The organism is Methanoculleus sp. DTU007 (assembly GCF_001512385.1).
Taxonomy (GTDB): Archaea; Halobacteriota; Methanomicrobia; order Methanomicrobiales; family Methanoculleaceae; genus Methanoculleus; species Methanoculleus thermophilus.
Genome location: NZ_LFRO01000019.1, coordinates 1 through 12,823, shown reverse-complemented (window position 1 = coordinate 12,823; position 12,823 = coordinate 1). Strand labels below are relative to the sequence as shown.

General features: G+C 58.5%; 15 protein-coding genes. 7 read left to right on the top strand and 8 right to left on the bottom strand.

Translation table 11 applies throughout. The features are described 5' to 3' along the window. On the top strand, window positions 1–613 hold a 613-nt coding region (locus tag ACI94_RS02010; RefSeq protein ID WP_394326381.1), incomplete at its 5' end, for an inositol-3-phosphate synthase. Window positions 614–1,409: 796 nt separating this feature from the next. Here the strand turns inward: ACI94_RS02010 and ACI94_RS02005 are convergent. The 6 genes from ACI94_RS02005 to ACI94_RS01980 all read right to left on the bottom strand — a co-directional run bounded on the left by ACI94_RS02005 (window position 1,410) and on the right by ACI94_RS01980 (window position 6,498). After that, window positions 1,410–2,537, bottom strand: a complete 1,128-nt coding sequence (locus ACI94_RS02005) for a helix-turn-helix domain-containing protein (RefSeq protein WP_066954221.1) — start codon at window positions 2,535–2,537, stop codon at window positions 1,410–1,412. After that, window positions 2,521–3,507, bottom strand: coding sequence for a homoserine dehydrogenase (locus tag ACI94_RS02000; RefSeq protein WP_066954692.1), 987 nt, complete (start codon window positions 3,505–3,507; stop codon window positions 2,521–2,523). The genes ACI94_RS02005 and ACI94_RS02000 overlap by 17 nt, the downstream gene beginning before the upstream one ends. After that, window positions 3,507–3,995, bottom strand: coding sequence for an amino acid-binding protein (locus ACI94_RS01995; RefSeq protein WP_066954218.1), 489 nt, complete (start codon window positions 3,993–3,995; stop codon window positions 3,507–3,509). The genes ACI94_RS02000 and ACI94_RS01995 overlap by 1 nt, the downstream gene beginning before the upstream one ends. Before the next feature lie 125 nt (window positions 3,996–4,120). After that, window positions 4,121–4,834 (bottom strand): DUF169 domain-containing protein, encoded by a 714-nt coding sequence (locus ACI94_RS01990; RefSeq protein ID WP_066954215.1) that lies wholly within the window; start codon window positions 4,832–4,834, stop codon window positions 4,121–4,123. Window positions 4,835–4,901: 67 nt separating this feature from the next. After that, window positions 4,902–5,714: an NAD(+)/NADH kinase gene (locus ACI94_RS01985; RefSeq protein WP_066954212.1), complete on the bottom strand. Its 813-nt coding sequence runs from the start codon at window positions 5,712–5,714 to the stop codon at window positions 4,902–4,904. Window positions 5,715–5,721: 7 nt separating this feature from the next. After that, window positions 5,722–6,498, bottom strand: a complete 777-nt coding sequence (locus ACI94_RS01980) for a bifunctional fructose-bisphosphatase/inositol-phosphate phosphatase (protein ID WP_066954209.1) — start codon at window positions 6,496–6,498, stop codon at window positions 5,722–5,724. A gap of 89 nt (window positions 6,499–6,587) precedes the next feature. Here ACI94_RS01980 and ACI94_RS01975 point away from each other — a divergent pair, with 89 nt between their 5' ends. Together ACI94_RS01975 and speB are read left to right on the top strand one after the other, a co-directional pair. Next, complete coding sequence (locus ACI94_RS01975) at window positions 6,588–6,965, top strand: translation initiation factor IF-5A (protein ID WP_066954206.1); 378 nt, start codon at window positions 6,588–6,590, stop codon at window positions 6,963–6,965. Between the two features lie 25 nt (window positions 6,966–6,990). Then, window positions 6,991–7,842, top strand: coding sequence for an agmatinase (gene speB, locus ACI94_RS01970; protein ID WP_066954203.1), 852 nt, complete (start codon window positions 6,991–6,993; stop codon window positions 7,840–7,842). Window positions 7,843–7,860: 18 nt separating this feature from the next. On the opposite strand, the gene priL is transcribed toward speB, so the two are convergent. Together priL and ACI94_RS01960 are read right to left on the bottom strand one after the other, a co-directional pair. Continuing rightward, window positions 7,861–8,865 (bottom strand): DNA primase regulatory subunit PriL, encoded by a 1,005-nt coding sequence (priL, locus tag ACI94_RS01965; protein WP_066954200.1) that lies wholly within the window; start codon window positions 8,863–8,865, stop codon window positions 7,861–7,863. Then, window positions 8,865–9,608, bottom strand: a complete 744-nt coding sequence (locus tag ACI94_RS01960; RefSeq protein ID WP_286681028.1) for a DNA polymerase sliding clamp — start codon at window positions 9,606–9,608, stop codon at window positions 8,865–8,867. Before ACI94_RS01960 ends, priL begins: the two co-directional genes overlap by 1 nt. A 208-nt stretch (window positions 9,609–9,816) precedes the next feature. Here ACI94_RS01960 and ACI94_RS01955 point away from each other — a divergent pair, with 208 nt between their 5' ends. The 4 genes from ACI94_RS01955 to ACI94_RS01940 form a co-directional block, all read left to right on the top strand. Then, window positions 9,817–10,428, top strand: a complete 612-nt coding sequence (locus ACI94_RS01955; RefSeq protein WP_066954194.1) for an RlmE family RNA methyltransferase — start codon at window positions 9,817–9,819, stop codon at window positions 10,426–10,428. Next, window positions 10,406–11,284: a GTP 3',8-cyclase MoaA gene (gene moaA / locus ACI94_RS01950; protein WP_066954191.1), complete on the top strand. Its 879-nt coding sequence runs from the start codon at window positions 10,406–10,408 to the stop codon at window positions 11,282–11,284. The genes ACI94_RS01955 and moaA overlap by 23 nt, the downstream gene beginning before the upstream one ends. A 187-nt stretch (window positions 11,285–11,471) precedes the next feature. Further along, on the top strand, window positions 11,472–11,981 hold the full coding sequence (locus tag ACI94_RS01945) for a hypothetical protein (RefSeq protein ID WP_066954188.1): 510 nt from the start codon (window positions 11,472–11,474) through the stop codon (window positions 11,979–11,981). 12 nt (window positions 11,982–11,993) lie between these two features. Continuing rightward, window positions 11,994–12,823, top strand: an 830-nt coding sequence (locus tag ACI94_RS01940) for a M20 family metallopeptidase (protein WP_286681027.1), incomplete at its 3' end; no start/stop codon positions are given.

The following is a 12,823-nucleotide window of genomic DNA, read 5'->3' as shown; positions in this document are numbered from 1 at the left end:
CATCAACAACATGCCGGTCTTCATTGCAAGCGATCCTGCCTGGGCGGAGAGATTTCGTGAGAAGGGCCTCCCGATCATCGGCGACGACGTCAAGGCCCAGATCGGCGCGACGATCACCCACCGGGTCCTCGCCGACCTCTTCCGGCGACGGGGGGTGAGGCTGGATCGGACCTACCAGCTCAACACCGGCGGTAATACCGATTTCTTAAACATGCTCAACCGCAGTCGCCTTGCCTCAAAGCGGGCATCCAAGACCGAAGCGGTGCAATCTGTCCTCGAAGAGCCGCTCGAAGATGAGAATATCCACATCGGCCCGAGCGATTATGTCTGCTGGCAGAAAGACAACAAGGTCTGCTTCCTCAGAATGGAAGGGCGACTTTTCGGGGACGTTCCCATGCATCTTGATCTCCGCCTCTCCGTCGAGGACTCGCCCAACTCCGCAGGGATCGTCATCGATGCCATCCGGTGCTGCAAACTCGCCCTCGACCGGGGAATCAGTGGCGCGCTGATATCCCCGTCTGCCTACTTCATGAAGCACCCTCCGGTCCAGATCAGGGACGATGACGCCTATCGCAGGACGGAAGAGTTCATCCGGGGTCTTCGAGATGAGTGAGAGCCTTCGGCAGATCCTCTCAATGAGGGCGAGATCCCCCGAGATCTGCCGATGCTCAATCCCGTTGTATTTGAGATTTCTACATGGGATGACGTGCAGATCCCACTCCATTTTCGTGTAATGAAAAGACAATCGCTCCCGCATCTCCATTGACGGTCGAGATGCATCTCTCGGCCGTGGCGCAGGGTGGGAGATATGCTTCTCGTAGCCCAATCCGTACCGACTGGATCTCATCCATTCATCAGCGACGGCGCCGCTGGTGGCTGTTCGGCGTGTATAGGTAGCGTGGGAAGAAACGGCGGTCTGGCGGGTGAGGGGATGCTCCCCTTGAAACTTTTCGAGTCAGGGCCGTTTGAAACGTGCNNGGGGGGAGCATCCCCCCTCCCCTGTTCCCTCCCCCCCGAAATGCGATGTCCCCACGGTCCAGTGTGCTGGGTTTTGCCGCTTACTTCCGGTCTTACTCAAACTTGATCCTCGCTCCTCCCTGTCTCTATGTTGTACGTAAGTATCCACCACCCCACCCGGCCTTGCTCATGCTCCGCTCTTTCCGAGCGTCATAAGTCGCACCTCCGGTGCTCCAACTCCTGCCGTTCCGGCCGTCGTAACTTGCACCTGTCGATGTTCCAACTCCTTCCTCTCTGGGAGAGTCGTTCCGCCCATCTGGCGGGGGCAGTGGGTGGCGATAGCCCATGGGAAACCAACTCAGCAGATATGCGACGATAAATCAAAAACCGGACAGATCGTAAGGGCGCAAACCACTTAAAAAGAGCATCCCAAAAACCGAAGCCCGCCGCCCTCACCCCGCCGGTTCCCACCCGGTGCAGACGTCCCTCTTCGGGTCGAGGAGGACGTCGTGCGGGAGCCCGATGAGCGCGACCGCCGCAAGCGCTCCGATGACGCCCCGACCCCCGTGGAGGTGCGCCCCGAATCGTTCGGCGGTCTCCTTAGCCACGTCGCGGGTGAGCACCGATTCCCTCGCGCTCCTGCCATAGGCCCGGAGCGCACCGGGCACCCGGAACCCCGGCCGGACGGCGATGCCCCACTCCAGGGAGACCGCCTCATCGGCGACGAACCGCACAGCCACCTCCTCGATCTGCGGCACAAGGTCGGGCTCCACCGCGAGTTCGATATAACTGCATGAATTTCCCGCGGTTCTGGGCTCGAACCGGGGATTGAGCATCGCAACCCGATGACCGATCGGCATGACGCCATCGAGTTCCGCAAGGTGCTGGAGGAGGGCAAGAGCAAGGGCAAACGTCGCCCCCTCGGTCTCGGTGTCGGTATCGTCGAGCCCGATGGCGACGTAGGTGAGCGCCCGGGTGACCACTTCACCCTCGACTACCGCTCCCTGGCGGTGGACAGTGACCTCGCAGACGCCCTCGGCGAGAGAGAGCATATCCGTAAGGGAGTAGGCCGGGCCACCGATGCACCGGATCTGCTGGCGAATATAGTCGCCATCGTGGTAGACACCGATGATCCCGACCGCCGGGGCGGGATCGAGTCCGACGGCCACCTCCCGACGCCCGATGACCGCCCGTTCCCTGAGCAGGGTTCCGTCCCTGCGGACTGACTGCAAGGGACCGCCGGCGCGGGCGTGATGGAACTCACAAAAGGCGGCACACCCCCCGCTCATGCATTCGTGGTAGATCTCGACCTCGTTGCCGTCGACGGTCGTGAAGACACGTCTGCAGGCGCTCTCCGGCATCACGCTGCTTGCAGCGTATCGGGCCGGATGCCGCCCGCGCTGCTCTTCTGTGATGACGACGCACCCCTCCTCGATGAGACGGTTCACCCAGTCCTGGACCGTGCTCCGGGGAGTGTTGGTGGCCTCCGCAACATCGACCACCGTAAAGAAGCCCTTCTCCAGCGTCATCTGACGCATCAGCCGCAGGTACTCTTTCCTTCGTTCAAGAACCCTGGACATGCCTGTTCCGGAGATAGAGGAGATCGCCAATCACAGCACTCGCAGTCTCCGTGGAGCCCGCGCCCCTTCCGATGAACGTCAGGTCCCCGGCGAGATCGGTCTCAACTGTGACGGCGTTGAGTGTTCCTTCGACGACGAGCGGGTGATCTTTTGGAATGAGCCTCGGTGAGACACGGAGCACCCCGGTTTCCGGAACGATCTCGCCGATGAGCCGGATGGTGCAGTCCTGATCTTCGGCAAGCCGCAAGGCGTCGGGTGTAAGAAGGGTGATCCCCGTCCGCTCTACATCGTCAAGCGTGGTCTGCATATCAAGGATGGTGTTTGCAAGGATGACCAGTTTGATCGCCGCGTCGATGCCTTCGACATCGTAGGTCGGATCCGCCTCAGCATACCCGAGTTCCCGGGCCTCGGCAAGAGCCTGTTCGTAGGTGAGGCCGTCCTTAGCCATCCGGGTAAGGATGTAATTGCAGGTACCGTTGAAGACCCCGTATAGTCGGGAGATGGTGTTTCCCGCGAGCCCCTCCTGCAGGGCATGGATGAGCGGGATCGCCCCACAGACAGTCGCCTCATACTTCAGGAAGACGCCGTTTTTCTCTGCAAGAGCCCGGAGTTCCGGGTAGGCAATTGCTATAGGGCCTTTGTTTGAGGTGACGACGTGTTTGTGGCGTTGAAGGGCAGCCCGGATGTGGCTTAGTGCCGGCTCGGCAGTCTCCACGTTCGTCGGGGTCACCTCAACGAGAACATCGTAGTCCGCCTTTGCCACCACATCCATGGGGCTGATCCCTGGATTGCCGCAGGGAGTGCCGTTCCCTTTCCGGTCGAGCGCCGCCGCAAGGTCGATCCCTTCGGCATCGATGATCCCGCTCTTCGAGTCGGCAAGACCGGTGACGGTGATATTGAGGTCTTTTGCAAGGAGCGCCCGGGCAACCCCCTGGCCGACGGAGCCGAATCCAAGAATGGCGATCCGCATCATGCTTCCTCCAGAGGTTCGATGATGAGGAGGTTTTTCTGCTTCGCGACGCCGCGCAGGATCTCGATCGCCTTCTTTGCCTCAGCCCTGGTGGTCGAACGAATGGTGATACGGGCCGAGGAGGGGGAGTCTATGGCAGGCATGACAAGGGAGAGTTCGGTCACCTCCGCAGAACCGGTCCTGTCGATCTGGTCGACAGTATCGGAGAGATCCGTGTGCATCAGGTGGCCGATCATGATCAGCGTGCATTCGTAGAGGAGACGTTCCTCGCCGATGCGCACGACGCTGACACCCTGCTCCCGGAGGAGTTCGAGAAGAGTGTTCAGCCGCCCTTCAGGGAGTTCCAGCACGATCTGGACATCCAGAGTCTCTGCGGCCGTGGAGATCTCCCTTTGATGTATAACTGCAATGATATTTCCTCCGACAGTTGAGATCGGTTTGAGGGCCGCGACCAGCTGTCCGGGCTGATCCTTCATCTCGAGCTTCATGGATACCCGCAAAAAAACCACCTGCTGAATAGTTGACCTGCTGGGAAGATAAGCCTTGTACAATTCAGCAGGCCAACCGTTGAGGTTCCCGCTTGCAAAAATGAGTGAAATATCGGGGTTGGTCGTTACACCGATCCCGGAGCACCGGCGACGATCGAGAGAGCCCGGGTAAACTCCGGGAGAATCTCGGCGGGAATGCCCATAACGAGCTCGTCATTCTCGATTCCGGAGAACCGGCGCGAGCCATCGCAGCCGAGGGAGTAATTGATTCTGCCCGTGAGGTAGGGCTGCGCGGTCGCGTCCGCACAGACCGACTGAATCCCCGACATCGAGGACTCGATCCGGCCGCCAAGATGGTAAAGCGTGGCTTGAGCGAGTTTGAGCATTTCCCGGGGCTGGGCGACGATGACGACGACGTGTGGGTCAAACGGCGTCTTCTCAAGCGGCGCATAGACCGTCGCGTAGGTCTCAAGTTCGGGGACGTGCGGCACCTGCTGGATGGTCCGCATACAGGCGGCCCAACTCTCGAACTTGCCAAGTTTGTGGTAGAACTCCCCGCTGCGGAGGCTTTTGGTGAGTTCTTTCAGCCCGAGGGCCCACCCACCCCCCGCGCAGACGTGCTTGTCGCCGGTCGCGTAAAAGATCTCACCGTCGAATCGGGCTTTGCTGATCATCTGGCAATGGCGGATCGTCTCCTCGATCGGCTTGACTCCTTCGGGAATACCTTCAGGGCTCTTTGCAAACTTGACCGCAACTGGAGAGCCTCGCAGGTTGAGGATTCCCTGCAGCGTCTTTGCGATCTCCGCATACGGGATCTTCGTACGCATCTGGTCTTCCATATCTCACTCCTCTGTGGAGATAGTCCCCGTGGTCATTCATAAAATCTCTGTTTGGGTATCAACAGGGTCAGAGATTGCGCAGTTTGTGATTCACCTTCTCAAAGAAAGGCTTGTCAGTATGGACGAAGAGGGCCGGTTGGTCCGATTTCCTGACCGTTACGGTGGCATTTCGCTCGAGCTCGAACGTGCTCTGCCCGTCGATGACGAGGTGAGCCGGTTTCTCGGTCTCAAGCCTGATCTCAAGATCCCTCCTCGTGCTGATGAGGTGCGGTCGGGACGAGAGCATGTAGGGAGCGAGCGGAATGATGAGGATCCCCTCGATCTGCGGATCGATGATGGGCCCTCCTGCGCTCATAGCATATGCAGTCGATCCGGTTGGGGTTGATACAAGCAGGCCGTCGGCCCTGACCCGTTCTGCAGGCGTCCCGTCGACGTAGACGGTGAATCTGAGCATCTTTGCCGGCCGATCGGTGACAATGACCGCCTCGTTGAGGGCATCCCCAAAGTATCTTCCATCGACCGAGAGGCTGATCCGCATCCGGCGCTCGACCTGGAATCCAGTTTTATGTGCGGCAAAGAACGCACGCGCTTCGTCGGGCTCGAGGTCCGCAAGAAACCCCACCTCACCCCAGTTTACTCCGATGACCGGGAGTTGCGTCTTCATCTGATGAACGGTGAGGAGGACCGATCCGTCGCCCCCGACGACCACGACCAGGTCGCCCGAGAAGTCCTCAAAGGGGATGCCCTTCTCTCCGATCTCTCTTGCCGTTCCCTCCTCGAGAGCAACCTCGTGCCCCAAAGCCTCGAGATCCCGGGCAAGTTCAGCAGTGTAACGGAGCGCGTCCGTATCGTCGATACGGGATACCAGTACAGCCTTCATTCCAAGGTTACCTCAGATACTCGATGACTTTGTTGTGCACGATGCTGTTCGTGGCAACGAGGCTCCTCCCGACGGAGACCTCGTCAGGGAAGGTAAGGGTGTTTCCATCGAGATCGGAGATCCTCCCACCCGCCTCCTCGCAGACCAGCATTCCGGCGGCCGCATCCGTGACGCGGAGTGTCCCCCGCACGTCGATAAATCCATCGATGCGGCCGCATCCTACGTAGCAGAGTTCGAGCGCGGATGCGCCGAGGAGGCGCCACCGCCGGATCTTCTGGTTGATCCCGAGAACACGGGTCGGGTCGAACTTCCGGCCGTAGACGCTCATGGCGCTCTTCTCGAGGAGCGATACCTTCGAGACGTGGATGACACGCCCGTCAAGGTAAGCGCCTTCTCCCCGGACGGCATGGAATGTCTCTCCCGTGGCGAGATTCTGGACGTATCCCGCCTGTACGACGCCATCCTCAGCATACGCTATGGAGATGGCGTAGAAGGGGATCCCAACCACAGCGTTATAGGTGCCGTCGATCGGATCGAGGAAGATAGTGCCGCTCTCGCCGCCCATCTCGGCACATCCGAGTTCCTCGCTGATCAGGCGGCGGCAGAACGGATGATGCGTAAAGTAGTCGACAACGATATCCTCTGCAACCTGATCGATCTTTTTGGTGGGCGTTCCGTCTGCGCCCATCTTTACATACTCCCCTGCTTCCGGCGTTCCGACCATGCCGGCCACTGCATCCCGGACGGCCCCGGCCAGGTCGTCACATGCCCGGATGAACTCCATCAAAGCCCTCGTACCTTCCCTCGTTCTACGGTGTATTTATGTAATGTAATCCAGATACATTAATCACGCGTTTTATCGAGTGAGTCAATATGAAGGAACAGACTGAAGTTGGAAAGCTGAAAGAGGGACGCTATGTCGTCGTTGATGATGAGCCGTGCAAGATTGTCGCCATCGCTACATCCAAACCAGGGAAGCATGGGGCAGCAAAATCCAGAATAGACTGCATCGGCATCTTTGACGGCGTCAAGCGTTCGATCGTTCAGCCGGTCTCGGCAAAGACCTACGTCCCCGTAGTAGAGCGAAAGATTGCGCAGGTTATCTCGATTGCCGGTACAACCCTCCAGCTCATGGATGTCAAGGACTTTGAGATGTTCGAGCTGACCGTAAGTGAGGAACAGGTCGCCGGTCTAGAGCCTGGTCAGGAGATCGCGTACATCTCATCCCTGGGTAAGAAGAAACTTGAGTGACCAATACTGGCTATCAAAGACGGGCATGCATGAGCTTGCTCATCTCCATTTTGCGGACGCGGATGCGTCCTATGAGGACGCCCGCTACGCCATCTTCGGCGTTCCCTACGATGGCACGACGTCGTTTAGACCGGGAACGCGATTTGGACCGAGGGCGATTCGAGAACTCTCGTTCAACTTTGAGTCTTACGAGCCGTCGACCGGGATAGACCTCTTCGAGGTTCCGGTCGTGGATCTTGGCGACCTTGAAGTCTCCCGGCTGCCGGAGGAGGTTGTTGGGCAGGTGGCTGACGTTGCGGGCGATATCGTCGGCGACGGCAAGATCCCGGTGATGCTCGGCGGCGAGCATACAGCCACAATCGGCACGGTGAGAGCCGTCCGGCCGGAGGTCTACGTCGTCTGCGACGCGCACCTGGATCTCCGGGACGAACTCGATGGGACACCCTACAGCCACGGCTGCGTCACCCGGCGCGTCCTCGATACGGTCAAGGATATTGTCATCATCGGCGCACGGAGCGGGGACCGTGAACAGTTTGAGTTCGCAACAGAAGAGACCCGGCTCTATACCGCCGATACGGTGCGGGAGCGAGGCATATCCGATATCCTCCGCGAGATCCGGGAGCATATCGGCGGGAGAAGGACCTATCTTTCGATCGACGCCGATGCGATCGACTGCTGCCTCACGCCCGGCCTCGGCACGCCTGAACCGTTCGGGCTGACACCGCTTGATATCCGCGAGATCGTGCGGGCCCTTGCACCGGATGCTGTCGGGTTCGATTATGTCGAGGTCGCTCCGTTCGATACCGGACAGACGGCAACGGTGGCCGCGCAGATCGTTCGAGAATTCATCGCCCGGCACTGGATCGCGAATCAGTAACTGCTCAGCAAAGATCAGTTACTTAGGTCTCTTTTTGCTATTCTTTCTGAAACGGTAGTAACTCAAGGGATGGCTGATCCGCTCGCAGTCTTTGTTTTTGTTGGTGCAGAGCCCGAAGGTGCGCATCGTGGCGCATGACGGCGGCGTATACTCTGTCCCCCCACGGCCGGAGATGTGCTCCACCTGGTACATCGTCATATCCAGGTCGAAGTCGGGCGCCCGTGAGAAGATCTCCGCGATTCCGGTGGTGTTCATACCTATCGTATGGAGGAACGACGTGATAGCAAACCGACCCATGTGTGTCAGGTTTGTCCCTGCACCGATCGCCTGGATGAGCGCACTTATGCAGGGCGGGAATGCCTCCTCTTCGATATCGCCGAATTGTTCCAGAATCTGTTGTTGCTGCAACGCAGTGATCTCGTTTGCAATCGGACGGAGGCGCTCGCAGATCGCGGGCGGGATCCGAAGCGGCAGCTGATCTACGAGGATGAACCGGATCCGCTCCCGGATCAACTCATCGATATCGCCCGGCTCAAGGCGGACCGCACCCTGGCGTACATCCCTGTTCACGAGCCGCCAACGCCGGTCGCGCATGCGGGAGACCAGTTCGACGTATTCGGTGACCGGCAGGGTTGTTGCCTCGGTATTGATCCCGATGCTCCAGGCAACGAATTGCCGGATCAGTGGATCGTCGTTCTCAAGAAAGAACGAAGCGCGCTCTGCCTCGTAACGGGCAAGCCGATCGATGAGGGAGCGATCTCCGATGCAGGAGACCAGCACCCGGGCAAGGGCGTAACTCGCAATCTCAAGCTCGGGTTTGAGGTTCTGTGTGGTCTCGTCCTGGAAACTTCTCTTTGAGTTCAGAGCGGCGATGATCCGATCTTTTGCCCGTTCGAGCGCCATGGCTCCCGAACCACTTGCGAGAAATTCCTCGAGCGACTCGACGTGCCGACGGGCCAGCTGCTGTGACTCTTTTAAAAATGGGTATTTGGTGAGTTCTTTATGGTCCAGTACGACATCCATTAATCAGCCTCAATCCGAGGAGCAAGGAGATACTCAACGCGGCCGTTGCCGTCCGCAATGTCAAAGGCAAACCGTACGGGGTGATCGATGCCGAGATAGACCTCCACTTCATCAGCGCGTGCCATGACCTTGCCCATATCCTTCAGATAATCTATTGAGAAGAGGGAACGTGCCCGAACCGGGTTCAAGGCAACAAGTTCGTCCTCACCGAGTGCGAGTTTGATATGGTCGGTGTCCCCCTCCGCTTCCATATAGAAGGTCATGCTATCCGGGTCGATCCCGAGCGCGATCTTATCGGAGATGACGGCAGCCGCTTTGATGGCGTTGTTCAGCGCGTCGCCCGAGAGGACTGCCTTTCCGGGAAGCTCGATCCCCGGCGGATTTGGATCTTTGCGGATGGTGTTGACGTCAAGCAGCGTGACCGAGTAGCGGTAGCCTCCGAAACTCATCTCCAGCTTCCGCTCGTCATCGAGCAGATTGAGCGTCAACGCGTCGCCCTTCCCCATCATACCGAGGATGTTCTTCATCTTCGCGATATCGAGACCCAGCTCCCCGGGTGTCGCCGAGAACGAGTTGAACGCCGTGCTCCGGAGGTTCAGGGAGACCATGGCCACGTTTGCGGTATCGACGGTCCGCGTCCAGATCTGATCTTCTGCCGTGTGCAGGCGGCACTCCGTCACCAGTGCGGCGATTGCGTCGATGGATTCCCGGAATATTTCTGCATCAATCGTTGCCTTTAACATTCTGACCCCTTATCAAAATCTCGTCTAGAGTATATAATCGCGTTATTCATTATAGTGCTTTACGATATGCGCCAATTGCTATGCGCTCCGCGAACCAGATGGAACCATTGCCTTCATGATGACCTGAATCATACATTATACATAATCTTCTGGTTACTTCGATAGTACAGGCAACCGCCTGCCAGCCCAAATGGGGGGAGATCTTGCGATGGGTTCTCAATGGACAAAAGATAGCGTCTATAGAAAGGCGATGAAGGCCGGATACCGGGCGCGGGCTGCATACAAACTGCTGGAGATCCAGCAGCGCAACGGGATCATCAGGCCCGACGATAACATCGTCGACCTTGGGGCGGCACCGGGAAGCTGGCTGCAGGTACTCCGCGATCTGACGAAAGGCAAGGTCATCGGCGTGGATCTCAACCCAATTGCTCCACTCGAAGGGGTCACCACCATTGTCGGAGACTTCACCGACCCACTTGTCCAGGAACGCATCCGAAAGGAGGCTGACGGCGTCGTCAACGTTGTGGTCTCCGATGCCTCGCCGAAACTCTCCGGCCAGAAGAGTTACGACCAGGCCCGTGCGATTGGGCTCGGTGAGGAGGCCCTAGCGTTTGCATGCACGATCTTAAAGCCTGGCGGAAATATGGTGATCAAATCGTTCCAGGGCGAGCTCTTCGGGGAATTGATTGCCGAAGTAAGGAAGCACTTCCACTCTGTCCGCGGGTATCGAACGAAGGCGACGCGGCGAGGGAGTGCCGAGACCTACATAATTGCGAAGAACTTCAAGGGAACATGCGATGGTGCTGAAGGACCCCTATAACCGAACCGTGACCAATCTCCGGATCAGTCTGACCTCCCGGTGCAACCTGCGGTGCATCTACTGCCATGCTGAGGGCGAGGTGAGCCCGGAGGAGCAGATGAGCGCTGAGGATATCGCCGAACTGATACGGGTGGGCGTACAGTTCGGCGTCAAGAGTGTCAAGTTTACCGGCGGGGAGCCCCTGCTCCGCCGCGATCTCGTGGATATCATTCGTTCGGTGCCGCCGGGCGTCGAGTCCTCCCTTACGACGAACGGGACGCTGCTTGCAAAAATGGCGGCTGAACTCAAATCTGCCGGTCTTGCCAGAGTGAATGTCAGTCTCGATACGCTCCGCCCCGAGCGCTACCGCCAGATTACGGGGAAGGACTGCCTCGCTGATGTCCTCGCCGGGATAGATGCGGCGATCGAGGTCGGCCTCACTCCGGTCAAGATCAATATGGTGCTCCTTGAAGGCATCAACGAGGATGAGGTAGACGACTTCATGGCCTTTGTCCGCGGCAAGCGTGACCTCATCCTGCAGGTCATCGAGTTGATGGAGTTCAACGAGTGCAAGTTCCACGGCGATGTGGACAGCGTCGAGCAGGAACTCAATGAGAAGGCAACCCGGGTCGTCACCCGCAGGATGCATCACCGCAAAAAGTACTGCCTCGATGGTGCTGAGGTTGAGGTGGTCCGGCCTCTCCACAACACGGAATTCTGTGCATTCTGCAACCGCCTGCGCGTGACGTCGGATGGCAAACTCAAGCCCTGTCTTCTGCGAAGCGACAATCTGGTGGATACCAGAGGCAAGCACGGCAAAGAACTTGAAGATGCATTCAGGGAAGCCGTGAGCAGGCGTAAGCCGTTCTTCACGTGAATACCGTCATCATAGGCGGAACCGTAACTGAAGCGACAGACGGAACCAGGGTCATGCGCCTTGCCTGGGCAAGGCCAGAACCTGCCAACAGGCAATGGATAACCCCTCCCCCTTGTCCGGGATTGCCGGTCCCACCACTGTATGAGAGGGGTACTTTTTTGTACCATTCTTCCCAATAGGAAGAAGTATGCTAGAAATGAACGAGTATGCTCGCGTCATGCAGATGTTCTACAACAAATCGTTAATTCTAGAAAATCCCAGCGAGTTTCACCCGGTCCTGTACTTCTACTTCACTGATGCTCTTGCCCACATTGATTACACCCTCAGTGTTCTCGCCTACAACTACATGTCGCCTCGAAACATCATGAGCATGGAGTACATGCGGTGGCGCCTGGACGAGGAGAAGGTCGGTGAGCGGGCGCATTTCCCCGAATTCATCAACTGGCTCAAAGAAAAGCACCCGGACGTATTCGAGGAACTCCCGATCCTCTGGTCCGGCATCTACGACCGTGAGGACCCTGCTCAGTATCGGAGTTTCCGCATTGTGCTCAACCCCGACGAGAAAAAGGCTATCCCGGCTGAGTACCTCTCGATGTTCATCGACGAGTTCTTCGACCCGAAGTTTATCAAACAGCTCTACAAGACCTCGAAACTCGCCCGCCTCTTTGACGAATATGTAGCAAGCAGATCTGCGTAAGGAGACCCGCATATGGATGTCGCCCGCCTCACCTCATCGCTCGTCCAGATCAGGAGCGAGAACCCGCCAGGGAACACCGCAGATATCGTCGCATTCATCGGGGAGTTCCTTGATGCGCTTGGAGTGAAGAGCCGGATTGTCTCAAACCCTGGCGGGCGTGATAACCTCGTCACGACCGAACCCGATCCCCGGCTCCTCCTCTGCGGCCACGTCGACGTAGTCCCTGCCATCCCCGATGACTGGAGACACGACCCCTACAGCGGGGAGATTGGCGACGGCTACGTCTGGGGGCGGGGCGCTACCGATATGAAAGGCGGGTGTGCCGCTCTCCTTACCGCGTACCGTGACCTGATCGAGGAGGGAATAGACCCAAAGGTGCAGCTTGCTTTCGTCTGCGACGAGGAGACCGGCGGGGAATATGGGATCCGGTCGCTGCTTGCACAGGATCTGCTCAAGCCCCGCGAATGCCTGATCGCCGAACCAACTCCGGCACTCAGCCCGGGGATCGGCCAGAAAGGCCTCTACCGGATCAACCTCTCGTTCCGCGGCCAACCGGGACACAGTTCGCTCTATCCTATCGTCGGGAAGAGTGCTGTTATGGCGGCGTTCGATCTCATCGGCTACCTGCGGGAGCTCCACGCGCATCCCTTCCCGCCAGGAAAAGACCTGCAGCCTCTTATCACCCAGTCCGCCCGGGTCTTCCGCGACGTCTTCGGTATCGAGGGGGGAGAAGAGATCCTCACCAGGTTGATGTTCAACCCTGGGCGCATCGAGGGCGGAGAGAAGGCGAACATTGTGGCGGAGCAGTGCCGGATGGATCTCGACATCCGGGTGCCGTGGGG

Bases quoted from the DNA above. Each gene is read 5' to 3' on its own strand.
- ACI94_RS01995 (WP_066954218.1), bottom strand. From the start codon at position 3,995: ATGAAGCTCGAGATGAAGGATCAGCCCGGACAGCTGGTCGCGGCCCTC.
- ACI94_RS02005 (WP_066954221.1), bottom strand. From the start codon at position 2,537: ATGTCCAGGGTTCTTGAACGAAGGAAAGAGTACCTGCGGCTGATGCGT.
- ACI94_RS01955 (WP_066954194.1), top strand. From the start codon at position 9,817: ATGGGTTCTCAATGGACAAAAGATAGCGTCTATAGAAAGGCGATGAAG.
- ACI94_RS01990 (WP_066954215.1), bottom strand. From the start codon at position 4,834: ATGGAAGACCAGATGCGTACGAAGATCCCGTATGCGGAGATCGCAAAG.
- ACI94_RS01985 (WP_066954212.1), bottom strand. From the start codon at position 5,714: ATGAAGGCTGTACTGGTATCCCGTATCGACGATACGGACGCGCTCCGT.
- speB (WP_066954203.1), top strand. From the start codon at position 6,991: ATGCATGAGCTTGCTCATCTCCATTTTGCGGACGCGGATGCGTCCTAT.
- ACI94_RS01960 (WP_286681028.1), bottom strand. From the start codon at position 9,608: ATGTTAAAGGCAACGATTGATGCAGAAATATTCCGGGAATCCATCGAC.
- priL (WP_066954200.1), bottom strand. From the start codon at position 8,865: ATGGATGTCGTACTGGACCATAAAGAACTCACCAAATACCCATTTTTA.
- ACI94_RS02000 (WP_066954692.1), bottom strand. From the start codon at position 3,507: ATGCGGATCGCCATTCTTGGATTCGGCTCCGTCGGCCAGGGGGTTGCC.
- ACI94_RS01945 (WP_066954188.1), top strand. From the start codon at position 11,472: ATGCTAGAAATGAACGAGTATGCTCGCGTCATGCAGATGTTCTACAAC.
- ACI94_RS01980 (WP_066954209.1), bottom strand. From the start codon at position 6,498: ATGGAGTTCATCCGGGCATGTGACGACCTGGCCGGGGCCGTCCGGGAT.
- moaA (WP_066954191.1), top strand. From the start codon at position 10,406: ATGGTGCTGAAGGACCCCTATAACCGAACCGTGACCAATCTCCGGATC.
- ACI94_RS01975 (WP_066954206.1), top strand. From the start codon at position 6,588: ATGAAGGAACAGACTGAAGTTGGAAAGCTGAAAGAGGGACGCTATGTC.